Origin of the sequence: Fontivita pretiosa (genome assembly GCF_050410795.1) — a bacterium.
Taxonomy (GTDB): Bacteria; Planctomycetota; Phycisphaerae; order Tepidisphaerales; family Tepidisphaeraceae; genus Fontivita; species Fontivita pretiosa.
Map to the genome: position 1 here is coordinate 1,899,320 of NZ_CP191258.1, position 24,921 is coordinate 1,924,240.

The following is a 24,921-nucleotide window of genomic DNA, read 5'->3' on the forward strand; positions in this document are numbered from 1 at the left end:
CTAGCCGCGCTGGCCCGCCGGCGCTTCGATCATCGTCTGCGGCGTATCGACCGGGGACTCGATCGACTCGGTCGGATCCGGTGAGAGGATTTGCGGCATCGGGCCCGGGGCAGACTTTTCACCCTTTACATCGCCCTCGGCGAAGGTCTTTTTCTCGACCACGCTGCCGCGGATGATCAGGGCTTCCCAGACATCGGCGGGTACGGGCTTGAGCTCGCGTCCGACGCGGTTGGCCGCCGCCGCGCCGATCGTCATTCGCGCCGCCATCGCCGCCACATTTGCAATGCCCCCGCTTCCGGGGTTGCCGTTGATCAATTCCTCCGAGCGCGTCATGCGACGCCCCTCGCGGGTCGTGTCCAGCGGATTGCGCATCGCCAGCGACATGCTCCCGTGCTGGATCGCAAGCTGGAGGATCTCCGCCTGCTTGGGGTCCACCAGCAGAGTCACCATGCGCTGGTTGACCTTCTGCCCCGACAGGGCGCCGGGGGATTTATCCTTGTAGTCGTCCGAAGCCACGGACTGCGAGCCGATCGCCAGCACCTGAAGCCCCTGGAGCAGCGTGGTGCAGACCGAGTCCTGTGAACTGCCCGGTGCGCGGAAGGAGACCAGCACGTCAACGATGCTTCCCGGATACAGCAGCCCCGCCATCCCCGACCAGTCCGACAGCGACACGCTCACCGCGCGCTTGCCTCGCGGCAGTGAGGCGGCGAGGAACACGCCCTCGCTCGGCCGGGCGAAGCACGCCTTGGTGAACGCCTGACCCTCCACCATCTTGTCCGTCAGCACCTTGCCCACGACCTGCACGGGATTCAGCAGCGCGCCATCCGGCACCTGTGACTTGGGAACCTTTTTGGTCACAACCGAGCGGCTGTCCACGATCTCCGAGACGGTCATGTCGCGCGTCGCCACGAGGATCTCCACCTCGATGTCTTTGTCTCCCGACGCCGTCGCCAGCGGTCGCGCCGTCAGCGACTTCACCAGGATCATCGCGCACACCGCCGCCAGCAGTCCCAACATCACCAGAAAAGTTACCGCGACTTTCATAGGCCTGTCCTGAAGGAGTTGTCAGGGTTCACAGTTCAGGTATTGCTGGCCACTGGCCACCGGACCACTGGCCGCTGTCTTGATCCTTCCGCCTTCATCCGCGTCGGCTCATGGTCCTTCCTTGGCCATGGTTGCCGAGGCCCGCAGCACATCGGGCACGGGCAGCAGCGGGAAGTTCGTCAGCGAAACCTGGTCATAGGGCAGCGTCACCTCGACGGTGACCTCGCCTCCGGTCGTGCTGTTCAGCCCGCCGATCTCGACCTGGAAACTTCCCTCGTTGAAACCGGCCTGCTGCATGATCAGGGCCACGGCGTCCTGGACTTCGGTCTGAGTGGCGGCGGGCCGAATGGCGACTCGCACGCCATGCCGCGCCGCGCCGCTGACCTGCGAGGCGCGGATGAACATCCATCCGTACTCCATCACCGCGAACACAAGCAGGATCAGAACCGGCAGGATCAGCGCCATTTCCACCATGGCGGCGGCGCGGCGGCGATCACATCGCCCGCGGCGAGCCCGCCGGTCGCTCGTCGGCTGCATCAGCTTGCCCATAGGGCCCTCCAGATCGCCGCGGCGACAATTCCCAGGAAGATCGCCAGTCCATACGGCACCGGCGAAGACAGGGGCTGGGGCATCAGTTGGCGGCGCTGGGCGATGGTGCCGGGGCTGCTGAGCAGCATCAGCCACGCCGAGCTCATCGCCGCCACGTTCCCAAGCGTCGAGACGATTTGCCGCCGGGCCAGCGCATAGGCGATGCACAGCGCTCCGCCCGCCAGCGCCACGCCCAGCAGCACCGTCACGCCCGCGCTCAATCCCAGCCAGGACGCCACCGCGCCCATCATTTTCGCGTCGCCGGCGCCGCTGCCGTTGATGACCCACAGGATGAAAAACGGCAACCCGATCAGCAGCGTCGCCAGCAGCGACTGCCCCAGGCCAGCAAACCCGCCGATCACCGCCGACCAGATCACCCCGCCCAACAGCAGCGGCGCGGTGATGCGGTTGGGAATCTTGTGGGTGCGGATGTCGCCGATCGCGGCGATCAGCGATACGAGGATCACCACTGCCCACGGCACGGCCGGCAGCAGCCCGCTCGCGTCAGCTTGGTGCAGGTTGGTCATCGCACACGTCCACATGATCAGTTGAATCAGTTGAGCTGAGGATGATCGACGCACGCGGTGGGCCGCACGCGCCCACTCGCGCGGCCCACCGCCGGGGAACGGCGCCACGTCTGCGGCGCCGTCCCCGGCAAAGTGGCCAGACAGACTTGCTCCAATCCCGACTTACGGAGTCGGCTGGACCTGGTTGGCCGTGTCGTTAGCCTGGCGGACCTCGACCTGCACCGTGTCGAAGGCCTGGCCCAGCTCCTGACCCAGCGCCGCAACCACCAGAATGCAAACCACCGCGATGAGCGCGACCATCAGGCCGTACTCGACCATCGTGGCGCCTTGCTCTTCACGAACGAAACGCTTGAACATGACGCATCTCCCAAAACCTGCCCGCTTGCGTGTCGGCCACGTCGCCGATACGCCCGCTGGGGCGACCTTTGAATAGCTTCCTCGGACCCACAACCCCGCCCGCACCGTGAATTGCACACCATCGACCCGTCGACGCGTCTGCCGTCCCAATTGGATCAGGGGCTCGGCTGCACCTGCTGCGTGCCGTCATTGACGCCACGCACCACTTCGTCGGTTGTCTGGAAGGTTCCGGCGGTCATCTGCCCGATCATCACCACCGCCAGCAGCGAAATCAGTGCGATCAGCGCCACCATCAATCCGTACTCGACCTGCGACGCCGCACCATCTTCGCGCACAAAAGCGCGCTCGCTGCCCTGGTCACTGCCGCCGCTGCTGTTGTGGCTGTGCATGCGCGCACGCTCCAACTCCACTGAGCCTGAGCCGTCAGACGGCTCATAAGACCCTGCTGTTTTGCGCAGCGCCCGCCCGCGCAGCAGCGCAGCGGCCTGCCGATTTCAATCGTGTCGGCGTCTCACGAATTGCATCTACTCGGATCAACCCACTTTGCGCAGCGGTCAGGAAGAACCTTGACGATTACGCAGATGTGTCTCTCCCACTCACTGGCTGCACAATGGTTCCGTGACGGGCTGAAGAATAACACGCATCCGACGCGCGGCAATGCACGGTTTCGTCCACAACAAAAGATTCAGCACATGGGCACCCGTTGCCGTTGCTAATACCGTCGTCCGCGGCACAGCTTAACACCCCGTTGTTCCGATAACTCGACCTGGCGACGCAATCAATGGAGTCACTCCGGCACGCGACGAATGCGAATCGCCTGATACGGCTTGCCCGGCAGCGGAATCTCTGCATCCTTTTCGGCACGGAACGCGTAAGGCGAGTGGCGGCGGATGACGAACGTGCCGTCCACCGGCCTGACCGTCATCTCCCAAGTGTCCAAAACCTCCACACGGAATCTCATGCCGTCGGCCAGGCCGTCCTTCGGCAGCTCGAACAACCACTGCTGCGGCGTTTCGCGGCCGAAGTAGATCAGGTAGTACTCCCCCGCTTTGCCGCCCATGCGCGTCTCGTAGAATTGATCGATCGGCTCGATCCCTTCCTCGGGCGCATCATCCAGAACCTGCCTGAGAAACCTGATCCGCGCGGCGCTGCTGCCGCGCAACACCCCGCCTTTCGACAGCCACACCGGCTTGTCGCCTTCCCGAAGGCATTCGCCGTGGCCGACGTAGGTCCCGGCAATTGTGCCCATCCACATTCGCAGCAGCATTTCCTGGCCGGATAACTGTCCCCATCGTCGCTCGATGTTTCCCTCGTAGCGCACTTCGTCATACACGATCGGCTTGGCGCAGACCTGCCGGTACAGCACCGCCCGCCCGAAATCCGACACCGCAAGACCGTTCTGCACGCTCAGGTGTGTCACCCAGGGCTTGCACGGGTCGTACATCCGCTGGCTGAAGTGGATCGACCGCAGATGCGCGTACGGGTCCTCCGCCTGGAGGATCTGGAAAAAACGATCGAAATCCGCATCCGTTTTCTCGGTCATCAGATCGAATTCGTTGGCCAGCGACCACCACACGTTGCGACAGGCCCCCAGCCGGGCTACGACGTACCGGAGATAGCGATCGTCCGCCTCGGCGGGCATGCGGTCGAAGCCCATCTGGCCTTCGTCGTACGGATGAAACAGAATCAGATCCGCCTCGATGCCCAGATCGCGAAGTTGCCCGATGCGCCGTTCGAGGTTGGCGAAGAACTCGACGTCAAATCGCTCAACGTCGAAGCCCCCGCCGTCGCGTTGCAGGAACGGAAAGCGCCGTGGTCGGTCCCGCTCGTCGCCATATCGCGTTGGCAGCACGCACATGCGGATCTTGTTGAAGCCGGATGCCTTGAGCGTGGCCAGCGTCTGCTCCTGAAGCTCATCCGGCTGATGAACCCATCCATACGCCGTCGTGCCAACCGGCTTGTATGCCGTCCCGTCGGCGTAGGCAAAGTGGTGCGTGTTGCGCACCCGCACCGGACCGTGGTTGCCCGCGCCGGCGGCGACACATGTGAATTGCCCGGATTTGCCCGAAAGCTCGGCACGATTGCTGCGAGTCCGGTAGGTCCACTGGCCCTGCCGCGGCGGCATGAAACGCACGCGATACATGCCCTGGCCGTCGTAGAAGCCCCGAACCTCGATCGAGGTCTCAGCCTGCGTGAATCGCGCCCAAAGCTCGCAATCGACAAAGGGATTGCCCTGGCTGGGCCCCTGCAACGTCAATTCGAAAACGCCCCACTGCTCAATGTTCCGCCCCCGCGCCGCAATCGCGGGCAGCACCAGCCAGGCCGCCAGGACATAGGACAAAAACCGACGCCGCAACAGCACCTCCCGTATGGGCCGCCGGTATAATAACTTTTAGAGCTGTGCCATGCAGACTCGAGCGGAGCAGCTTCGTCACCTGCACCATTGGGGCAAGCTGACGCTGACGCTGGCGATTGCCGCCGCCCTGGTCGTGATTTTCACGCCAACCCGGATTCGCCAGCCGACGCAGCAACCCCCGCCCGCGACGCTGCCTTCCACCGCAGCCAGCGCCAGCATCACGACTGCCGCGCCCACGGTGCCCGAGGGCTGGCCGCCGAATCCCCCGGCCGGCAAGCAGCGCGTCGAAGAACGCCATCGCATGGTCCTCACACAGATCCAGCGACCCTCCGACGGTCGCGATCGCGTCCAGGACCCCTCTACCCTCGACGCCATGCGCGCCGCGCCACGTCACGCCTTCGTCCCCAGGCAGTTGCAGGACCAGGCCTACCAGGACTCGCCCCTGCCCATCGGGCACGGGCAGACCATCTCCCAGCCGTACATCGTCGCGCTGATGACCGAGAAGCTTCAGTTGACTCCGCAGAGCAAGGTCCTTGAGATCGGCACCGGATCGGGCTACCAGGCCGCCGTGCTGGCACATCTCACGCCACACGTGTACAGCATTGAGATCATCCAGGCGCTGGCCGACGCCGCGCGAGCGGCGCTGGATGAGCAGGGATACAGCACGGTGCAGACACGTCGTGGCGACGGCTACTACGGCTGGGAGGAGGCCGCGCCCTTCGACGCCATCATCGTCACCGCCGCCGCCGGTCACGTCCCGCCGCCCCTGTGGCAGCAACTGGCGCCGGGGGGACGAATGGTGATCCCCATCGGCGGCCCTTATGAAGTGCAGCGACTGGTCGTGCTGACCAAACAGCCCGATGGTTCGCGAAAGAGCCAGACCGTCACCGCCGTTCGATTCGTCCCCATGACCGGGCAGATCCAGCGCGAGCGAGGCTGAACGATCCCCGAATCCAGCAGCGAATGAACAGGTCGTTGCCCAGCGGAGTTACGGCGATGTCTTGCCCGGCGGGACTGATGCGATCGATTGGCTTTGTCTCCGCGGGCGTGCTGGCGTTCGAGATCGCGCTGATGCGCCTGCTTCTGATCGCGAGCTGGCATCACTTCGCGTTTCTGGTCATCAGCATCGGCATGCTCGGATTCGGCCTGAGCGGAACCGCCCTGCTTGTGGCCGGCAGGTGGCTGGCGGCGCGCCCGCACACGGCGATGCCGATGCTGGTTGTGGCGACGGCGCTGTCGATGCCGCTGTGCGTGGCCCTGGCTCAGCATCTGCCCATCGAGGCCAGGCTCATTCCCGCGCTGTTCTGGCGACAGGTGGGATGCTGGCTGCTGTACTGGACGATCCTGACGATCCCGTTTCTGCTGGGCGCGACGACGATCGGGCTGGGGCTGCTGCTGGCGGGGCAGCGCGTCGCCGCCGCCTATGCCGCCAACCTCATCGGCAGCGGCGCCGGCGCCGCACTTCTCACCGCCGCCATCGCCTTCGTCGAGCCCGCGTGGCTGCCGGCGCTGGCCGGCCTGATCACCCTCGTCGGTTTCACTGCTTCCGCTGCGCCGGACCTGGCCAGTGCTCGATCGCGACGGCCCATGGTCACCGCCGCTGCACTGGGCACATCTGTTGTCGCCCTCTGGCTCGCTTTTGATCCACCCACCATTCGCCCCGATCCATTCAAGTATTCCTCGCACCTTGCGCGTCTGGAAGCCCAGGGCGACGTGCAGCGCATCGCACGACGGCTCAGTCCGCGCGGCGTCGTCGAGGTCTACCGCGGCCAGGTCTTTCACGAACTGCCCTTCCTCTCGCTCGATCCGCTCGCAGGCTCGGCTTCGGCAGCTCTGCCACCCATTCACGCGCTGGTCATCGACGGACACTGGTCCGGCAGCATTCTCGACATCGGTTCGATCGACGATGCCGCCGCCGTCGAGCGCAGTCTCATGGCCGTCGCCTACGACCTGCTCGATAACCAACAGCCGCAGGTGCTGCTGCTGGGCGAGCGGGGTGGGACGAATATCTGGCTGGCGGCGCGACGTGGCGCGTCGCGCGCCGTCGCGGTCCAGCCCGAGCCGCGAATCCCTCAACTGCTGCGACAGCTCACGCCGGCGCTGGCGAACCTGCCCGCCGCCAGCTTCGTCGCCGCCGATCCCAGGCACTTCATCGATCGCCCCGGCGAGCGGTTCGATCTGATCCAGCTCGTCGCGCTGGAGGGTTCGGCCGCCGGCTCCGGCGGCATCGCGGGGCTGGGGCAGGATCACCTGATCACGATTGAAGGCCTGCACGGATGCCTCAGACGGCTCAAGCCCGGCGGCATGATTTCGGTCTGCCGCGGCATTCAACTGCCGCCGCGCGACAACCTCAAGCTCTTCGCCACCGTCGCTGAGGCGCTGCGACGCCACGGCATCAACGACCCGCGGCGGAACGTGGTCATCGTCCGCGATTACCTGGCCGTCTGCACGATGGTCCGTGCCGAGCCGTGGTCTGAATCGGCGATCCAGCGCGTTCGCAAGGTGTGTCGCTCGCGGCAACTCACGCCTGTCTGGTTCGACGGCATTCGACCCGACGAGCTGAATCAGCCGGACACGATGCCCGGCCCGCCCGGCAGCAACGCCGACTGGTACTATCACGCCGCGGTCCAACTGCTCGGCCCCGGTCGCGCTGATGCAATGCACTTCATCGATCAATGGCAGTTCGACATCCGCCCGCCGACCGATGATCGACCGTTTTTCCTCGACTTCTGCCGGGTGCGCGCCATCGGTGCGATGCGCGAGGCGTTTGGAGATCTGTGGATGACGCGCGCGGAACTGGCGTTTCTGTTCGTTCTGGCCGCCATCGGCATCGTGATGCTCGTCGCCGCCGTCACCATGCTCCTGCCTCCACTGCTTTTGCCCGGCGTACGCCAGACGCGTGGCAAAATCGTCGCCGCGGTCTACTTCGCGTGCATCGGTCTGGCGTATCTCATGCTCGAGATTACGCTTCTGTCGCGATTGACGCAGTTGATCGGCGACCCGGTGCTGGCGGCGTCGGTGACGATCACGACATTCCTCATCGGATCGGGCGTCGGAAGCATCATCGTTCAGTTCAAAGCACAAAGCCGAAGGATGAAGGATGAAGATCTGTCGTCACGGCGCGAGGCACGGATAGTGCCAATCGCCGTGGCAGGAATTCTCGTGTTCACCGCGGCGTTGCTGGTTTGCCTGGGTGCCATCACCGCGCGCCTCGCGGCGTTTGCTGATGCCGTGCGGATCGCGCTGGCGATTGTGCTGATGCTGCCGCCAGCGGTGCTGATGGGCATGCCCATGCCCGCGGCGCTGAAGCGGATCGAGCGCGCCCAGCCGCGACTGATCCCCTGGGCGTGGGGTGTCAACGGTTTTGCGTCCGTGCTGGCGGCGCCACTGGCAACGGCGCTGGGCATGAGCTGGGGCTTCTCCACCGCCGCCGCGCTGGCGGCTGCTCTCTACCTTGTCGCGGCAGTCCAGTTCTGCGGAATGCCCGAATTGCCTGCCGGGCGGACAGGCGATTGAAAATCGAACGGTCAGGCCGCGTCAGTTCGCATACACCCGTCCACTTACTCATCGGTGAAAGGTTTTCGCGATGATCGCTTGGACCTCTCCACCAGCTCCTGAAATGCGGCGTTTGACTCCAGCAACTCACTCGTAAGCGAGTCATCTTCCGACGGCTCCAGTGGCTGGATGGCCACATATCGCTGGTCGGGCAACTCGACAATCACTGCTTCGCCCGAATCCGCGCACTCACTGAGTGTTCCCCGGGGATCTGCCTCCAGACGACTGAGGGGGATTGTCTTGATGCCCATGGAATTCCTCACCTTTCACAATCAACTTGTTGCCGACCTTCCGACCGACAACGAGCAATACCACCTCGGACCACATTATACAGCACGCGAAGGTCGCCGGCGCGGAGCTCAAATTGCGCGAACGGGTCTGGCCGTAATCGCTTGATTGCTCGCGTTGTCGTGGTCGGGTGCTCCACCAGCCGTGATTGAATCGCTGCACGAAGAGTTCGCTGATCACGAACTGGCAGAGCGCGAAACTGCGCGTCGGCCTCTTCCGTAATGGTGATTTGGTAGGCCATGCTCAGTGCGACAATCTCCGGCCGATCCCATATAGCGAGGCAATGACTGCCAGCAGGGCCAGTATAACCCAAGCGCTCGACACGCGCTGAAGCAGCGCCGGCATCAGGACGATGGTGACGATCCCGCCGCCGACGAACGGGGCGGAAAGCGGCGCGGCGACGGCGTAATCCTCGGCGGCGCCGCTCTTCAGATCCGGATCGACAATCCGCAGCAGCATCATGCCCTGCGGTGTGTTGGCGGTGCTGAAGCCGTAGTTGAGCAGGCCCAGCTCGAACCAGTAGGCTCGCGGCAGAAGCCTGGGCGCCAGTACCAGCAGGCAGATCGCCGACCACGCCGCCGCCAGAATCAGCAGCGCCAGCACCGGCGCGAAATAGGTCTGCAGCGCCTCGAGGCGCATCGTCGTCACCGCCGAGACGATCAGCAACTCCATCGCCACGCCCAGCAGTCGCTGGATCGAGCCCGGGTCGATCAGATCGGCGATTCGGAACAGGCGCATCAGCTCGCGTACGGCCCAGCCGCCCAGCAGCGTGAACAGAAACACCGGGATGTTGCTGATGGGAATCGATGCTTCAGGTCGATCCGGCGCGATCCAGTTGGCCAGAGTGATGAAGGTCTCGCGGATGATGTATCCGGCGGCAAAGGCGGCGGCGAGGATGACGAGCTGCATCGCCAGCGGGTCCAGCACTTCGCCGCGCGTCCTGGCGTAGCCGATCGGTTGCTGCTGCGGTTGTGATCGCGGTTCCAGACCACTGATCGCTTCGATACGAGCGAGCTGGCCGGCCGCGTGCGTCCAGCCGCGGCGGATGGCCAAATTCACCAGCACCAGCCCGCTGGCCACTCCCCAGATCAACCCCACCGTCGCCAGAAAAAACGCCAGATCCCTGCCCTGTTCAAATCCGAGCGAGCGATAGACCTCGCCCATGGCCGCCGACGCGCCGTGTCCCCCGGCCCAGCTCACTTCCAGAAGCTGCCCGAAACTGGCGGGGATGCCAGGGTTCTTCGGGCGGACCATCACCAGGTACACCAGCAATCCAATGACGATCTGGCCGAGGATGATGATCCACGCCAGAATCGCCGATCGCGCCCCGCGGCGAAGCGCCTCGGCGAAGCTCTTGCTCGATGTCTTCTCCAGAAGCAGCCCGGCGAACACGACCGCGATCAGCAGGCCCGGCCAGTCGCTTAACTGCGAATCGATGGTCCTGCTGAACAGGCGAAGCTGGGGGCTGGAGGCTCGCGAGCCGAGCTGCACGATCGCGAAGCCGATCACGCCACCCACCACCGCCGCCGGGATGAACAGCCGCCGCAGAAACCCCACTGCGGTTCGCAGCGCCAGCCCCGCGGCAAGCAGACCGCAGGCGAACAGCAACGTCAGAACAAACGGATGTTGGACGCTCAGTGCAGCCAGCGCCGTCATCGGCCTTCCCCCGCCTGCCGCGGCATCAGCCCCGCCAGGGCGCGCTCGGCGTTTTCGTGGTAGATCTTGTTCAACACCTCGTCGGGCAGAAACACGCCATAGATCCGCCAATCGCCCTCGGGCGGAAACGGGTGGTCATAGTAATTGAAGTACTCGTCGTCGGTTTCCAGGAAGCGATAATAGATTCGCTCGCGCGGCTGATCCTTACGCCCGGGATAGCGGTCGGTCCCGAACAGCACCCGATCCTGGAAGCGGATGAGGAAGCGTCGTGCCGAATACGGCTGCCGGCCCAGCTCGGCGACGCGCCCGGCCAGATCGACGTACAGATTCGGCAACTCCTCCAGCCAGCGCGATAACGTCGCCAAATCTTCCCCGCTGTTGGCCAGATGCGCGCTGATGAAGACCGTATCACGATGCCGGGCAATCATGCGGTAGTGCTGGGCCATCACCTGGGCATAGCTGGGAAACTGCGGTCCGAAATAGCTCCAGTCCGGGTGCCGCTTGAGCTGCATCCAGCGCTCATTGTGGCGATCGACCGGCTGGAAGAAGGCGATCGGATCGCCGCTGTGGATCAACACGGGCCAGTGGAGCCGCGCGCACGCCCGCCAGATCGGATCCAGTCGCGGATCATCGACCGGCACAAGCTGGCCCGACTTGTCCCTGATGCTCAGCCCCAGGCTTTTGAAGATTTTCAGCCCCCGCGCGCCCAGTCGTTTGGCCTGCTCCAATTCAGCGACGGTTCGCTGCGCGAAGTCCGGCTCATCGATGCGGTCAAAGTCGATGTTGGCGAAGATGAGCAACCGATCCGGCGCCGCCGCCGTGAACTTGGCCAGCATCTCCTTCAACTCATCGCCATGCCCGCCACTGAGGTTGACCGCGGCGCGGATTCCCAGGCGATCCATCGCCGTGAGCAACGCCTGCGGGTCGCGATCGATGGACCAGTGGCAATGAATGTCGATGACCGGAAATCTCGGTTTGTCGATGGGGGTTTGCCTGGTAACCAGCGCCGGCAGCGGGTCGTAGTCCTTCAGCAATTCCTCGCCGACATACACCGCGCGTCCGGCGGCGGGCTGGCTGGTCTGCGCGGCGGTGAACTCGATCAGTGCCGACGAAAGGACGAGCACGACAGCGCCCAGGCGCAGGATCTTGTCGTTGCAACGCTTAAGTTCTCTGCGGCCTGGCGTCGGTGGGTTCATCTGAAAGCTCGGAATCGACCAGGCAGACTCTACCTTGAGCAAGCCGAGGAGCAAGTCTTGCCGGCCTGGCCGTGACAGCGGACGGATTTTTCTTGACAGGGCGAATCGGTTCCGTTACTGTTACGGCAACTGTTACGGAAGGAACTGGGCCATGTCCTCCGTCCGGCAAATCGCCAAACGCATGCGTCTGTCGGTCGCCACCGTCTCACGGGCCCTGAACAATCACCCGGAAATCAGCCCCGAGACCCGAGACCGCGTGCTCAAGGCGGCCAACGAGATCGGCTACGTCGGCACCATCGGCAAACGCGTCACCACCAACATCGGGCTGGTCTTCACCTCCGACGCGCCTTTCACTGAGTTTGACGGCCTGCTGCTGGCGGGCATGACCCGTGGCGTGGCCGAACAGCGATTCGACATCACCATCGTCAATCTCGAACGCGACAAGGACAGCGGCGAAACCTATACCCAGTTCTTCATGCGCAAGGGAATCCGCGGCGCCGTGCTGCGAACCTTCACGCACTCCAGGCGAACCTGCGAGGCCATCGCCGAGGAAGGCTTCCCCTCGATCGTCGTCGCCGAACGCTTCGACAACCCCAGGGTCAATTTCATCTACAGCGATTCCGGGCCCGACAGCCGCCGCGCTGTCGAGCATCTGATCCACCTGGGACATCGGCGAATCGCGTTCGTGATGAACCATCTTCGCGACCGCGATCACACTGACCGGCACGACGCCTACCGCGCCACGCTCGAGTCGGCGGGCATCCCATACGATCCGGAGCTGGTCATCTCCGTACCCGCGGATTTGGCGGGGGGCAAGGCGGCGCTGAACCGCCTGATGACACGTCCCGTCCCGCCCACCGCGATCTACTACGCCGATCCGCTGGCCTGCGTCGGCGCCATCACCCGCGCGCATGAAATCGGACTCCAGATCCCCGAGGAGCTTTCCATCGTCGGTTTCGACGATGCGGATATCCGCTTCCGTGTCTGGCCCGTGCTTACCGCCGTCTGCCAGAATGCCACGCAGCTCGGCTTCGAGGCGGCGCTGTGGCTGACCCGCAGGCTCACCGGTCGGGAAGAGCATGGCCTGCAAAAACAGGCGGCGACGTTCTTCGAGGTGCACGGCACAACCGGGCTGCCGCCCAAACGCCCGGTGCGCATCCTGCCCGACGGATCGCGGATCGCAGTCAACGCATCAGAAAACTCCGCCGCCGGTGCCGACGGCAATGGCGCCGGCAGCGGCGGAAACGGCAAACACAAACACTGAACGACGCAGGCCCGCTACACTTCGGACCTCACGTCGCACTGCGGAGGACTGAAAAAATGAACCGGATCAACTCAATTTCTGGGAGGAGAAGACTCATGCGCGGCGGCAAACTCAACAGCGGACGGTGGACGAGCCTGGCGGCGGCGGTGGCGGCGGGAATCTTCGCGATGCCCTCCGCCTTTGCAGTCGTCGCCACCTTCAATTCGGCGACCAATGTCTATACCGGCGACAATGAAAACCTGGAAGATCCGACCCACGTCATCCCCGGGCACAACCGCAACCACCCCGGTTTCGGCTTCGCCCAGACCGACGGGGAATGGGACGACGGCATCTCCAGCGAGTTCGAGTTTTCCGGGAGCGACGGGGCTTACCTGATGAACGCACGCGCCGCGATGAACGGCGGATACTCCGGCGCCGCGGGCGACCACGGCGGATACATGGACTTCGACTACAACCCCGCCCCGCCGGATCGTTCGTTTGGCAACTTCTGGTTCGGCGGGATCGGCGCCGACTGCGGCCCTGCCCCGGGAACCGCCGCCAATCTGGGCAACATCCTGTTCTTCGTCGATGTGCTGGCGCCGGCCGGTCAACCCTACACGGTCCGCGCTGAAAGCGACTGGGGGCCGTCCTCGGGCAACGGTTTTCAGTTCCTGGCCACGGGCGCCGGCACCTGGCAGACGATCGGCGGCTCGTTCGCCGCGGCGCAGTCCTTCGGAAACTTCAACTTCGCCGACCCGGTCATCGGCGTGTTCGCGGCGTTCGGTCCCAACGAGATCGTCACCGTCGATGACGGCACTGTGCCTGGACACAAGGGCGTGCTTCAGATCGACAACGTCACGCTGACCATCGCCGCCGCCACATGGAATCTCAGCGGAGCCGGCAACTGGTCCACCGGCGGCAACTGGCAGCAGGGCTTTGCCCCCGACGGCGCCAACACGGTCGCGACCTTCGGCGCCGCCGCCACCACGCCAACCACCGTCACCGTGGACGGCGAGCGCTTCGCCGGAACGCTCGTGTTCGACAACGCGGCCAACGGTTACACGCTGGCCGGTTCGGGCACGGCATCGCTGGTGCTTCGCGCGGTTGGCGCGGGCACGAACGCGGGGATCAACGTCGTCAGCGGCAGTCACACGATCTCGGCGCCGCTGACGCTCTGGAGCGACACGGCGGTGAACGTCGCGTCGGCGGCATCGACGCTGACGGTATCGAACCTGCGCCCCTCGCCGCTTCCGGTCACGCTGAGCAAATCCGGCCCCGGAACGATGGTGGTGAATCAGGTGAAGGCGACGGGATTGACGGTCAGCGGCGGGACACTGCGCGTCGCCTCGGGCGGCACCGCGAACTCCGCAGCCGGTGTCAGCCGCGTCAATTCCCTTTCCGTCGCCGCAGGCGCCAAGCTCGATCTGAACAACAACAGCCTGATCGTCAACAGCGGCAGCCTCGCGACCGTCACCGCGTCGATCAAGTCGGCCCTGGAAAACGGCGGGAACTTCGACTGGCTTGGCCCGGGCATCGGCAGCACACAGGCCAATGTCCAGAACACCACCGCCGGCAGCTTCCTGTACGGGCTGGGCGTTGTGCTGAATGACTTGGCACAGGTGGGAGGCAGCGGGCCGATCTACACGACGTTTTCGGGTGAGACGCTGGCCGGCAACGAGGTGTTGGTGAAGTTCACCTACTTCGGCGACGCCGATCTGTCGGGCAGCATCGACGCCACCGACTACAGCCTGATCGACAACGGGTACGTCAACAGCCTCAGTGGCTGGATCAACGGAGACTTCGACTACAGCGGATCGATCGACGCCACCGACTATGCGTTGATCGACAACGCGTACGTGAATCAATCGGGACCGCTGGCGGCTGCGTTGATTGCCGAACACACCAGGATGTTCGGTGGGGAGTACCTGGCGGCGCTGCGCGCCGTGCAGTCGGGTGTGATTCCGGAACCGGCGGCGATGGGATTGCTTGCCTGCATGGCATGGTCGCTGAGGCGGCCACGCCGCCCGGCGATTGCGCGATCCTGATGACCGCAGCGGCAGGAACCGGACCTTTGAGCAGGTCCAGGAGGAGTCGCGTCATGATCAACTTGAGCAAGCAGGCGCCGCAGCGCGCCTTTACGCTCGTGGAGCTGCTGGTGGTGATCGGCATCATCGCGGTGCTGATCGGCGTGCTGCTGCCGGCGCTGAATCGCGCCCGGCAGAGCGCGGCGAACCTGGCGTGCATGGCCAACCTCCGCTCGATCGGGCAGGCCATCCAGATGTACGCCGCCGCCAACAAGCAGTCCCTGCCGATCGGGTATTGGGACGGTTCCGAGCCGCCAGGCATCGGACCCATCGACGCCACCAAGCGCACGGACTGGCGCGTCCTGCTCCAGCGCCTGCTCACGAAGCAGTCGGGACAGACCTACACCGAAAGCGCCGCGGCCGGCGGGGATATCTCGGTCGTCGCCACGCAGATGTTCGTCTGTCGTGACGTCCCGGAAAACGTCGGGGTGCTGACCTACGGCTGCCATCCGCGGCTGATGCCGGCGATCAACTTCAAGGACCCGATCTTCTTCCACACCGGCAAGACGATCTGGATGACGCCGTACAAGATCTCGAAGATCAAGCGTTCGGCCGAGATCCTGCTGGTGGCCGACGGTTCGCTCAAGCCCCTGCCGGATTTTCAGAACCGGATGCAGTCGAACTTCGGGCTGAGCGCGATGGACCGCGGGGCGTTTGGCGGCGGGCCGGGCGCCCCGCCAACGCTGCTGCTGGACGATTACACCCGGCCCGGCATCCTGCCCAACTATCCGCCGACCAGCAACATCGACATGACCCCGCCGGGCGGAAACCTGGAACACCTGAATCGCGATTCGGGCAACGCCGGCAATGCCCCCAACTGGGGCAACATCCGCTTCCGGCATCTGAACAACACGGCGGCGAATGTGCTGATGGCCGACGGGCATGTCGAGACGCATCGGATCGACTACAAGAGCAGGACCGCGTCGCTGAAGCGGCTGAACATCAACGTCAACCCGCAATAGAATGCGAAGGATGAAGGCAGAAGGATGAAGGATGAAGTGCCTGTCCAATTCCGTTCTGCACCACGCGCGCGGGTGGCGATCGTGCTGGGTTGCGTCGCGGTTGCCGTGACAGGCTCGACCGCCGCGGCGCAGCTCGTTGCGCCCGCGGCCGGCAGGCAGTGGGCGACGACCTGGTCCAACGAGTTCAACGTCGGCGCATCGGACCTGAGCGGCTTCACCTACGATGTCGGGAACAACGGCTGGGGAAACAACGAGCTTCAGAACTACACCGCGCCGCCTGGATCGCCCCCGCCCGTGCAGGATCCCTACGGCATCGGTATGCACACCACCCCGCCGACGGGAACCAACTCGGCCAACGTGTACGTCAGCGGCGGAGCGCTGAACATCAGCGCCATCGCCACCGGCACCGGGACGAATCAGACCTACACGTCCGGACGGATCAAGACTACCGACCTGCATACGCAGGCGTACGGACTGTTCGAGTTCCGCGCCAGGCTCCCGGCGGGACAGGGGCTGTGGCCTGCGGTGTGGATGCTGCCGAAGAACAATCCCTATGGGGGCTGGCCAACTTCGGGGGAGATCGACCTGCTGGAATCCAAGGGCCAGGACACCGGCCTGGTGCAGGGCACGCTCCACAGCGGCGCCAACCCCGGCGCGCACCAGTGGCTGACGCGCACCTTCGCGCAGTCCGGCCTTCGTCCGCCGGGATTCACCACCACCGACTGGCACACGTACAGCCTGGAGTGGATCCCCGGCTCGGCCAACGTCGCCGCGACGTTCAAGTGGTACGTCGATGGCGTGAACTACTACACGCAACAGGGCGGGTGGTATATCCCTCCGGGCGTGCCGTCCACCAACGATGACGCGCCGTTCGATCGGCCGTTCTATTTCCTGATCAACCTGGCAGTGGGCGGCAACTACGTCGGCGCGCCGAATCTGTCGCCCGGCACGTACACCATGCAGCTCGACTGGATCCGCGCCTACACGCCGATCAGCAGTACCTCGCCGCCGACCTGGCAATCCGTCGCCGGCGGCAACTGGAGCAGCCCCGGCAACTGGGCCAACGCCGTGATCCCCAACTCCGTCGGCGCTGCGGCGCGTTTCGCCGGCGCCATCGCACAGCCGGCAACCGTGACGGTGGACACGCCGATCACCGTCGGGGGCATCACCTTCGACAACGCATCACACGATTACACCATCGCCGGCTCGCAGACCCTGACGCTGAACACGACCGGCGGCGCGATCAACACGACACTCGACGTGGCTGCGGGACATCATGCCATCACCGCGCCGCTGCTGTTCATGCGAAACGCCGCCGTGAATGTGTCGTCGGCTCAGGCGTCGCTGCGGCTGGCGTCCGCGTCCTTCGGCAGCAGCGGATCGCTGTCGCTCACCAAGAGCGGCGATGGTTTGCTTGAGATCGACAAGCTGCGACTGACGGGCAGCCTGGGCATCGGCGGCGGCACGCTGCGAATCCTGCCCAACGGCAGCAACGCCGCCACCAGCAAGCTCGCCTCGCTCAGCATCGCCGGCACGGCATCGGCCCCGACCGCGACGCTGGACCTGAGCGACAACGATCTGATCATCGACTACACCGGCGCATCGGGCGCGGCTCTGATCGAACAGGTCCGCCAGTGGCTCAAGTCCGGCGCAGACACCGGCAGGGGCATCGTCAGCTCCGTCACGACCAGCTCGACGCTGCTGGGCTACGCCGACAACGCCCTGCTCGGCCTGGGCAGCTTCGGCGGCCTGAGCGTTGATTCGACCAGCATCCTGATCAAATTCACCTACGCGGGCGACGCGACACTCGATGGCGCGGTGGATGTGCGCGACCTGCACAGGCTGGCGACGGGCTGGCAATCGTCTGGAGTCTGGACCAGCGGCGATTTCAATTACGACGGAATCGTCAACATCGCGGATTTGAACCTGCTGGCGGGCAACTGGCAGGCGGGCAGCGCCGCGGCGCTGGCCGACGCGCTTTCCGAACTGGGGCTGCCGAGCGTATCCGTCCCGGAGCCCGCCACAGTCTGGCTGTGCTGCACGACTCTCGCCGCCGCCTGCCTGTCGCGAGCTTCCTGCCGACCCCAGCGCCGAAGGATCCCATGAAACCCTGGCTGTATATCCTGCTGATCGGACTGCTGGCGATTCTGCTCAGCCATCAGCAAGTCTTCGCCCAGAACCTCAACCAGTTCTGGCTCGCCGCTCAGCACGACTGGGGCAGCAAGCGGGGCTTTTTCCTGACGCTGGGCGCGCCGTTCGCCCCGGGCCAGCCGGCGCGACTGGAAGATGTGAAGCTGACGCTGGGCGTCGGCGACGGTTCGCAGTGGCATTTCCTGGAAACGTCGCACGCCTGGCAGCTTGATCGGACCTACCGGGCCAGGGCCGTCATCGCCGACGGCGCCGCGGAGCTGTGGCTGGACGATCGGCGCGTCGCGCGGCAGCAGGTGAAGCTGATGCCCACGGCATCGCGGGAGCTGGTCTTCAACCAGCAGCCCAGCTTCCTTCGCGGCCCGGCGCGATACGCCGTCCGACAGATGCAGTTGCTCGCCCGCTCCGCGAAGAGCAATCCCGTTGAGATCAGCATCGCGCCTTCGAAGCTGCCGCCGCAGTTGCTGCTGTTCAATCCCGGCGCGGGGGCCGATACCACGGCGGTTTCCATCGACGTGACAGATTCGGTGACGATCGAAGTGGGCTTCCAGCTCGTCGCGGCGCCGGACCTTCGTGCCTTGGCCCCGTTCGTCGATCGCTACGGGCAGAGCGTGCAGGCGAGCTGGGAGGGAAAGCTGGCCAGCGACGAGGACCTGAAGCGCTCGCAGCAGATCGAGGATCAGCGGCTTGCCACCTGGGGAGAGCCGCGCGGATTGGACAAGTTTGGCGGCTTGGTGTCGGCGCCGTGGAAGCAGCAGGCGAGCGGCTTTTTCCGCGTCGCCCGGCACGACGGCAAGTGGTGGCTGATCTCGCCGGAAGGCAATCCCTGTTTCTACATCGGTCTGTGCGACGCGCCGGCGCTGAACTGGGAGGCCACGCCCGTCGAAGGTCGCGAGTTCCTCTTCGAGTGGCTGCCGCCGATGACCGAACCATGGGCCGGCGCGTGGCTGATAAATCCCTGGCACATCAACGAGCAGCGGGACGCGCGCTACCTGGCCTTGCACACGCCGAACCTGATCCGCAAGTACGGCCAGGACTGGCGTCGCCTGGCCAGCGAATCGGCGGTGCGACGCGCCAAAGTCCTGGGCTTCAGCGGCTTTGGCAAGTGGTCATCTGCCGGGCTGGGCGTTGTCGATCTGCCGGTGCTGTTCCACGGCGAGATTGCGAACCTGGTTCGTCATCCCGACATCTTCGACCCGAAGATTCGCCAGCAGTGGACTGAATTGCTCCGCCGACAGATCGAGCCGCGCAAGACCGATCCCTGGCTGCTGGGCTGGTCGGTTGGCAACGAGTTCGACGAGAACATCACACCCGATGAAATCGTGAAAATCCTGGCGATGCCGCAGCAGGTTCCGGCGAGCCGCGCGCTGATCGAGCACGCACGCGAGACGTTCGGCGACAGCTTCAACCCGGCCGAGCCGACGCCCGATCAGATCGAGCAGCTCCGCCGCTTCTACGCCGATCGCTACTACGCGTTCATCTACCAGACCGTCAAGTCGATCGATCCGCATCATCTGTACTTCGGCATGTGGGTTACGCCGAACTGGTGGGTGGACCAGGCCGACTGGGACCTGATCGCGCCGCACTGCGACGTGATCGGATATGACTTTTACTCGCGACGATTCGAGGACGAGCCGACGGGCCGGTTGATCGCCCGGCATGACAAGCCGGTGCTGTGCGGCGAGTTTTCCTTTCCGCCGCACTATCGCGGCACCCGCGCGTTCGGGCGATATCACAACAGCAGCGAAGACGACGCGGAGTCCGGGCGCTTCTACAGGCAATGGATACAGGACGCAGCGAAGAATCCGAACTGCGTCGGCGTGATGTACTTTCAGTATCGCGACCAGCCGATCACCGGCCGCGGGCCCGGACCCGGTGGCACCGACTCGCTGGTGCAGGGGGAGAATTTCGCCTTCGGCATCGTGGATGTGACCGATCGGCTCAAGTGGGAATTCGTCGAGCACGTGCGCGAGGCGAACCTGTCGGCGGCAGCGGCGCGGCTGGGGATGGCGGGGAGTGGCAACGGCGGCTCGGGCGGGATGGGGCAATGAGCGAAACCGAAGTTGATCTGGCTGATCTGTCCGGCGGCGCGACGAGCGGGCAAGCGGGCGGCGCCACGCTGCGGACGCCGGGCGCGCCCCCGCGCAGCGCACCCGTCGAAGGCTTCGTCGATCACGACGGCGTCGAAATGTACTGCATCCCCGGTTTCGACCGGATGCACCCATTCCTGATGACCCTGGCAAGCCGCGGCGATCTGTGGATGTACGTCTCGAGCTTTGGCGGGCTGACCGCCGGCCGACGCGACGCCGAACACTGCCTGTTCCCCTACGAGACCGAGGACCGCCTGCACTACGCGCACGGCATCACCGGCCCGCTGACGATCGTGCGCGTGACCCTGCCGGATGGAAAGAAGCTGCTGTGGGAGCCGTTCAACCACCGCGCGCCGCGCGGCGGCGTGTCGTGCAGGCTCTACAAGACCGTCCTGTGCGATCGGATTCTGTTCGAGGAACTCCACGAGGGGCTTGATCTTGCCTTCAGCTACGAGTGGTCGGCGAGCCTGGAGCTCGGCTTCGTCCGCCACGCCAGCATCACGAATCTGCGTGTGGCCCGGCCGGTGAAGATCGAGCTTCTCGACGGGCTGCTGAACGTGATGCCCCCGGGCGTGAGTCTGGCGCTACAGCAGGGCAGCAGCAGTCTGGTCGATGCGCACAAGCGAAGCGAGATCGACCCGCAGACCGGGCTGGCGATCTACGCGCTGTCGGCCCACGTGCACGACCGCCCCGAGCCGGCGGAATGTCTGCGGGCGAATGTGATCTGGTCGCGCGGCCTGCCCGAGGGGCATCGGCTGTTGCTCAGCGACCAGCAGGTGCAGGCATTTCGCGATGGCCAGCAGGTGTCGGCGGAGAATCGCGTGACCGGGCAGCGAGGCGCGTTTCTGCTGGCCTCGTCGTTCACGCTGCCGCCGAATCACTCGATATCCTGGGACATCGTGGCCGACGTCGATCTCGATCACTGCGCCATCGAGCGGCTGCGGCAGTTGCTGAGCGGCGGCCAGGGCCGGGAGATTCGCAGCCTGATCCGGCAATCCACTGCCCGCAGCGCCGAGGCGCTTGCCCGGGCGATCGTCGCGCCGGCGGATGGATTGCAGCAGACGGCGGACGTGATCTCCTCGCGACACCACGCCGCCAACGTGCTGTTCAACTGCATGCGCGGCGGCGTGCCGGTGCGGGGGTACAGCATCAGCCGGGCCGACTTGGCGCGGTTCGTCCGCCAGCGAAATGCCGGTGCCTGCCAGCGCGGGCGGCAGTGGATCGACGCACTGCCGGAGACGATTGACCTGCCGCAGCTTCTCGAGCGTGCGGGGATCGGCGATGCGCGTCCCGCTGCCGGGATCGCTGAGCAGGGCCAGGTGCAGCCACCCGACGCCGATGCCGATCTGCGCCGCCTGGTCCTTGAATACCTGCCGCTGACTTTCGCCCGCCGCCACGGCGACCCCAGCCGCCCGTGGAATCGCTTCAGCATCGTCACGCATCAGCCCGATGGCTCGCCGGTCATCCGCTACGAAGGCAACTGGCGGGATATCTTCCAGAACTGGGAGGCGCTGGCGATGAGCTTCCCCGAGCTGATCGAGAGCTTCATCGCCAAATTCGTCAACGCCTCGACAATCGACGGCTACAACCCTTATCGCATCACGTCCGACGGCATCGACTGGGAAACGTTGAGTCCGGATGACAGCAACGGCACGATCGGCTACTGGGGCGACCATCAGATCGTGTACCTGCTGCGGCTGCTGGAAGCTTCCCGCAGCCACCACCCCGGCAGGCTCGAATCGCTGCTGGGCCAGGCGATCTTCAGCTACGCCAACGTTCCGTATCGGATCAAGCCTCACGCCCAGATCGTGCGCGATCCTCGCAGCACGATCGTGTTCGACCGCGAGCTTGATCGCCTGATCGCTCAGCGGGTGCAGCGCCTCGGTGCCGACGGCAAGCTGGTGCTGCGCGACCCCGAGACAGATGTGCTGCATGTCACGCTATTGGAAAAACTGCTCGTGCCGCTGCTGGCCAAGCTCGGCGGGCTGGTGCCGGGCGGAGGCATCTGGCTCAACACCCAGCGCCCCGAATGGAACGACGCGAACAACGCTTTGGCCGGCTACGGGCTGTCGGTTGTCACCCTCTGTCACCTCCGCCGGTATGTGAGCTTCCTGCTGGAACTGCTCAGGCCCCTGGCGGGTCAGACGGTGGGCATCTCGTCGGAAGTGGTGGACTGGCTGAACGCCACCGGCGCCGTGCTGCTGCGGCACAGCGACCTGCTGCGTCTGCCCCGGATCGACGACCGCCAGCGCCGCAGAGTGATGGATGATCTGGGTGAGTGCTTCGCTGCGTACCGCGGCCGCGTCTATGCGAGCGGGCTGTCGACACCCGTCAACTGCCAGATCACCGAGATTCTCCCGACGTTGCGGCTGGCGATCTCGTACCTGGATTACTCGATCCGCGCCAACCGCCGCCCAAACGACGGGCTTTATCACTCCTACAACCTGCTGCGGCTGGATCACGACGCCAGGAGCGGCGCCACCGCGTCGATCCGGCCTCTCTACCAGATGCTCGAAGGGCAGGTGGCGGCGCTGAGCAGTGGCATCGTCAGCGCCGAAGAGGCCGTCGAAATGCTCGAAGCGATGTTCGCCAGCCCGCTTTGGCGGCAGGACCAGCAGAGTTTCATGCTCTATCCGCCGCGCGAGCTGCCGGTGTTTCTCCAGATCAACCGCATCGCGGAAAAGGACGCCCGCGCGATCCCGCTGCTGTCGGCGATGCTGGATGCGGGCGATCGCGCGATCGTCGCCGCCGATGTCAGCGGCTGGATCCACTTCAACGCCGACTTCCGCAATGCCCGGGATGTGGCGGCGGCTCTGGATCGGCTCGATCACGATCCGCGATGGCGCGAGCTGGCGCAACTGTCGCGACGCGCCGTGCTCGATTTGTTCGAGCGGACCTTCGATCATCACGCCTTCACCGGACGCTCCGGCGTCATGTACGCCTACGAAGGCATCGGCTCGATCTACTGGCACATGGTGGGCAAGCTGCTGGTGGCGGTGCAGGAGTGTTTCTGGCGCGCGGCTGTGGAGGATGAGTCCGCCGCCGCCACGGCGAAACTGCGATCGCTGTACTACCGCATCCGAGCCGGGATGGGTTTCGGCAAGCCGGCTGATCGCTTCGGCGCTTTTCCCACCGACCCGTATTCGCACACGCCCGCGGGGGGCGGGGCGCGCCAGCCGGGCATGACCGGACAGGTCAAGGAGCAGATCCTCACACGCCTGGGCGAGCTTGGCGTGTCTGTCGAAGCCGGCTGCGTGCGGTTTCGTCCGCTGCTGCTGCGCAGCGGAGAGTTCTTCACCATGCCCACCGCGTTCCAGTACATCGCTGGCGACGGCGCGACACGCTCGATCGACCTGCCCGCGCAGTCGCTGGCATTCACGTACTGCCAGACGCCGATCGTCTACCAGCTTCTCCCCGATGCCGGCCAGATGCGCATCAGGATCGTTCGATGCCAGGGCAGCGCCATCGAGCGCGACGGCGACACGCTCGACGCCGCCAGCTCGCAATCCCTGTTCCGTCGCGCTTCGCAGATCGATCGCATCGAGGTGCTGATCCCCCGGCAGATGATCGCGCTGGACTGATGTGTGAATCTGGCATCCCGGTATCGGACCATGACGCTGGCGACGCGGCGCGGTTACAGGATCTGCTCGGCTACGCGCACCGCCGAAAACGCCGCCCCTGCCAGCCGCGCCGACTGCTGCACCGTCGCCAGCGCCGGCAGCGTCGTCTGCCACCGCGCCGCCAGGATGTACAGGTCCCGCGAGTCCACCCGGCTGTCATAGTTGAAATCACCCTGCGAGAAGATGCGCGGCGACTGCTGCCAGTTGCCCGCCAGCACGTCCAGATCAGCCTCATCCACACTGCGATCACGGTTGGCATCGCCGCCCAGGACGAAGAAGCTGTATACGTCAGGCGACGGCGACATCATGTTCCCGGCGACATCGCCAAAACCCTGAAGCTGTGCGCGGTAGTTGCCATCGGGCAGAATGCCGCGCAGGAAGCTTGGGAAGGTGTATGAGATTTGCATGAAGGGCATCGACGTGCTGGGCGAGCTCGTGATGTTTGTCGAGGTGGTCTGGTTGAGCAGCGACAGATTCGATGCGCCGATGTAGCTGCCGACGGTCTCGGAGAAACTGTACTCCAGCGCCTGCGGGCTGATCGTGATACTCCAGCCGCCGAAGATCGCTCCGGCGGAGAAGGTGGCGTCATCGACCACGAACAGCGACCAGGCGCCGGCCGGACTCTGATTGTTGAACGTATCCAGCCGCGTGGCGGTGGGCGCATTTCCCGGCGCCGGCGAAGGAAAGTCATCGTCGCCGTCGAAGTGCTCGCGATTCGTCGGGCGATACGTGCCGGAGTTGATCAGCGAGAGGTCCGGGACCTGCCCGAAACCGTCCTCGAAGGTGATATTCCGCCCGCTCACCGGGAAATTCGCCCCCGCGTCGAACATGAGGATCAGGCTCTGCCCCGCCGGGCCGGCCAGCAGAATGTCCACATCCCGAGGCTTGTCGTGCGTGAAGCCGAAGATCGATACCGTTACCTTATCGACGCTGCCGCTCAGCGACGGCACGTTGATGGTCGAGGGGTACGCCGAGGCAGTCGTTGGCGGGAAGAAGCTGTCGTCGATGAAGACGCGAGCCGCCCCGCGCACAGGCCAGACCCGCGCAGGCGCGCCCCGGTGGCTGAGCATACACTGTTCGGTCTGGCCTGATCCAAGGAATTCCGCGCGGACGGGAAAAGATCAGCTTGAGAAGATCAGCTCGCGACCACGATTGAGCTTGAGGCGCGGTTTCGGCCGCGACGGCGTCGGTTCATCCGCGACGGCGT

General features: G+C 65.1%; 18 protein-coding genes. 8 read left to right on the forward strand and 10 right to left on the reverse strand.

Translation table 11 applies throughout. The features are described from left to right. From cpaB to ACQS5P_RS07800, 6 genes are all read right to left on the reverse strand, one after another. The gene (gene cpaB, locus ACQS5P_RS07775; protein WP_428940329.1) at nucleotides 1-1,044 is read right to left on the reverse strand and encodes a Flp pilus assembly protein CpaB; all 1,044 of its coding nucleotides are present in this window, start codon (nucleotides 1,042-1,044) and stop codon (nucleotides 1-3) included. Nucleotides 1,045-1,152: 108 nt separating this feature from the next. Next, nucleotides 1,153-1,593 (reverse strand): TadE/TadG family type IV pilus assembly protein, encoded by a 441-nt coding sequence (locus tag ACQS5P_RS07780; RefSeq protein WP_428940330.1) that lies wholly within the window; start codon nucleotides 1,591-1,593, stop codon nucleotides 1,153-1,155. After that, entirely contained in the window at nucleotides 1,581-2,159 is a 579-nt protein-coding gene (locus tag ACQS5P_RS07785; protein WP_428940331.1) for an A24 family peptidase, read from the reverse strand. Before ACQS5P_RS07785 ends, ACQS5P_RS07780 begins: the two co-directional genes overlap by 13 nt. Nucleotides 2,160-2,321: 162 nt before the next feature. Continuing rightward, nucleotides 2,322-2,516: a Flp family type IVb pilin gene (locus tag ACQS5P_RS07790; protein WP_428940332.1), complete on the reverse strand. Its 195-nt coding sequence runs from the start codon at nucleotides 2,514-2,516 to the stop codon at nucleotides 2,322-2,324. 155 nt (nucleotides 2,517-2,671) lie between these two features. Further along, the gene (locus tag ACQS5P_RS07795) at nucleotides 2,672-2,905 is read right to left on the reverse strand and encodes a Flp family type IVb pilin (RefSeq protein ID WP_428940333.1); all 234 of its coding nucleotides are present in this window, start codon (nucleotides 2,903-2,905) and stop codon (nucleotides 2,672-2,674) included. A 398-nt stretch (nucleotides 2,906-3,303) separates the two neighbouring features. Continuing rightward, the gene (locus tag ACQS5P_RS07800) at nucleotides 3,304-4,872 is read right to left on the reverse strand and encodes a DUF5060 domain-containing protein (protein WP_428940334.1); all 1,569 of its coding nucleotides are present in this window, start codon (nucleotides 4,870-4,872) and stop codon (nucleotides 3,304-3,306) included. Nucleotides 4,873-4,921: 49 nt separating this feature from the next. Between ACQS5P_RS07800 and ACQS5P_RS07805 the strand changes: the two genes are divergently transcribed. Then, a complete protein-coding gene (locus tag ACQS5P_RS07805) occupies nucleotides 4,922-5,812 on the forward strand; it encodes a protein-L-isoaspartate(D-aspartate) O-methyltransferase (RefSeq protein WP_428940335.1) in 891 nt (296 codons plus the stop codon). Nucleotides 5,813-5,868: 56 nt separating this feature from the next. Continuing rightward, the gene (locus ACQS5P_RS07810) at nucleotides 5,869-8,388 is read left to right on the forward strand and encodes a hypothetical protein (RefSeq protein WP_428940336.1); all 2,520 of its coding nucleotides are present in this window, start codon (nucleotides 5,869-5,871) and stop codon (nucleotides 8,386-8,388) included. Between the two features lie 44 nt (nucleotides 8,389-8,432). On the opposite strand, the gene ACQS5P_RS07815 is transcribed toward ACQS5P_RS07810, so the two are convergent. From ACQS5P_RS07815 to ACQS5P_RS07825, 3 genes are all read right to left on the reverse strand, one after another. Continuing rightward, complete coding sequence (locus ACQS5P_RS07815; protein WP_428940337.1) at nucleotides 8,433-8,678, reverse strand: hypothetical protein; 246 nt, start codon at nucleotides 8,676-8,678, stop codon at nucleotides 8,433-8,435. Nucleotides 8,679-8,958: 280 nt separating this feature from the next. Then, complete coding sequence (locus ACQS5P_RS07820; RefSeq protein WP_428940338.1) at nucleotides 8,959-10,371, reverse strand: sodium/glutamate symporter; 1,413 nt, start codon at nucleotides 10,369-10,371, stop codon at nucleotides 8,959-8,961. After that, nucleotides 10,368-11,567 carry an amidohydrolase family protein gene (locus tag ACQS5P_RS07825; RefSeq protein ID WP_428940339.1) on the reverse strand — a complete coding sequence of 400 codons (1,200 nt, stop codon included), beginning with the start codon at nucleotides 11,565-11,567 and terminating at the stop codon, nucleotides 10,368-10,370. Before ACQS5P_RS07825 ends, ACQS5P_RS07820 begins: the two co-directional genes overlap by 4 nt. Before the next feature lie 151 nt (nucleotides 11,568-11,718). On the opposite strand from ACQS5P_RS07825, the gene ACQS5P_RS07830 reads away from it, so the two are divergent. The 6 genes from ACQS5P_RS07830 to ACQS5P_RS07855 all read left to right on the forward strand — a co-directional run bounded on the left by ACQS5P_RS07830 (nucleotide 11,719) and on the right by ACQS5P_RS07855 (nucleotide 23,675). Next, nucleotides 11,719-12,831, forward strand: coding sequence for a LacI family DNA-binding transcriptional regulator (locus ACQS5P_RS07830; protein ID WP_428940340.1), 1,113 nt, complete (start codon nucleotides 11,719-11,721; stop codon nucleotides 12,829-12,831). Nucleotides 12,832-12,926: 95 nt separating this feature from the next. Next, a complete protein-coding gene (locus tag ACQS5P_RS07835; protein ID WP_428940341.1) occupies nucleotides 12,927-14,855 on the forward strand; it encodes a hypothetical protein in 1,929 nt (642 codons plus the stop codon). Between the two features lie 53 nt (nucleotides 14,856-14,908). Next, nucleotides 14,909-15,856, forward strand: a complete 948-nt coding sequence (locus tag ACQS5P_RS07840) for a prepilin-type N-terminal cleavage/methylation domain-containing protein (protein WP_428940342.1) — start codon at nucleotides 14,909-14,911, stop codon at nucleotides 15,854-15,856. 24 nt (nucleotides 15,857-15,880) lie between these two features. Next, the gene (locus ACQS5P_RS07845; protein ID WP_428940343.1) at nucleotides 15,881-17,962 is read left to right on the forward strand and encodes a family 16 glycosylhydrolase; all 2,082 of its coding nucleotides are present in this window, start codon (nucleotides 15,881-15,883) and stop codon (nucleotides 17,960-17,962) included. Further along, complete coding sequence (locus ACQS5P_RS07850) at nucleotides 17,959-20,055, forward strand: hypothetical protein (RefSeq protein WP_428940344.1); 2,097 nt, start codon at nucleotides 17,959-17,961, stop codon at nucleotides 20,053-20,055. Before ACQS5P_RS07845 ends, ACQS5P_RS07850 begins: the two co-directional genes overlap by 4 nt. Beyond that, nucleotides 20,052-23,675, forward strand: a complete 3,624-nt coding sequence (locus tag ACQS5P_RS07855) for a hypothetical protein (RefSeq protein WP_428940345.1) — start codon at nucleotides 20,052-20,054, stop codon at nucleotides 23,673-23,675. The genes ACQS5P_RS07850 and ACQS5P_RS07855 overlap by 4 nt, the downstream gene beginning before the upstream one ends. Before the next feature lie 53 nt (nucleotides 23,676-23,728). Here ACQS5P_RS07855 and ACQS5P_RS07860 read toward each other — a convergent pair whose 3' ends face one another. Continuing rightward, a complete protein-coding gene (locus ACQS5P_RS07860) occupies nucleotides 23,729-24,784 on the reverse strand; it encodes a hypothetical protein (RefSeq protein WP_428940346.1) in 1,056 nt (351 codons plus the stop codon). Nucleotides 24,785-24,921 lie beyond the last annotated feature (137 nt).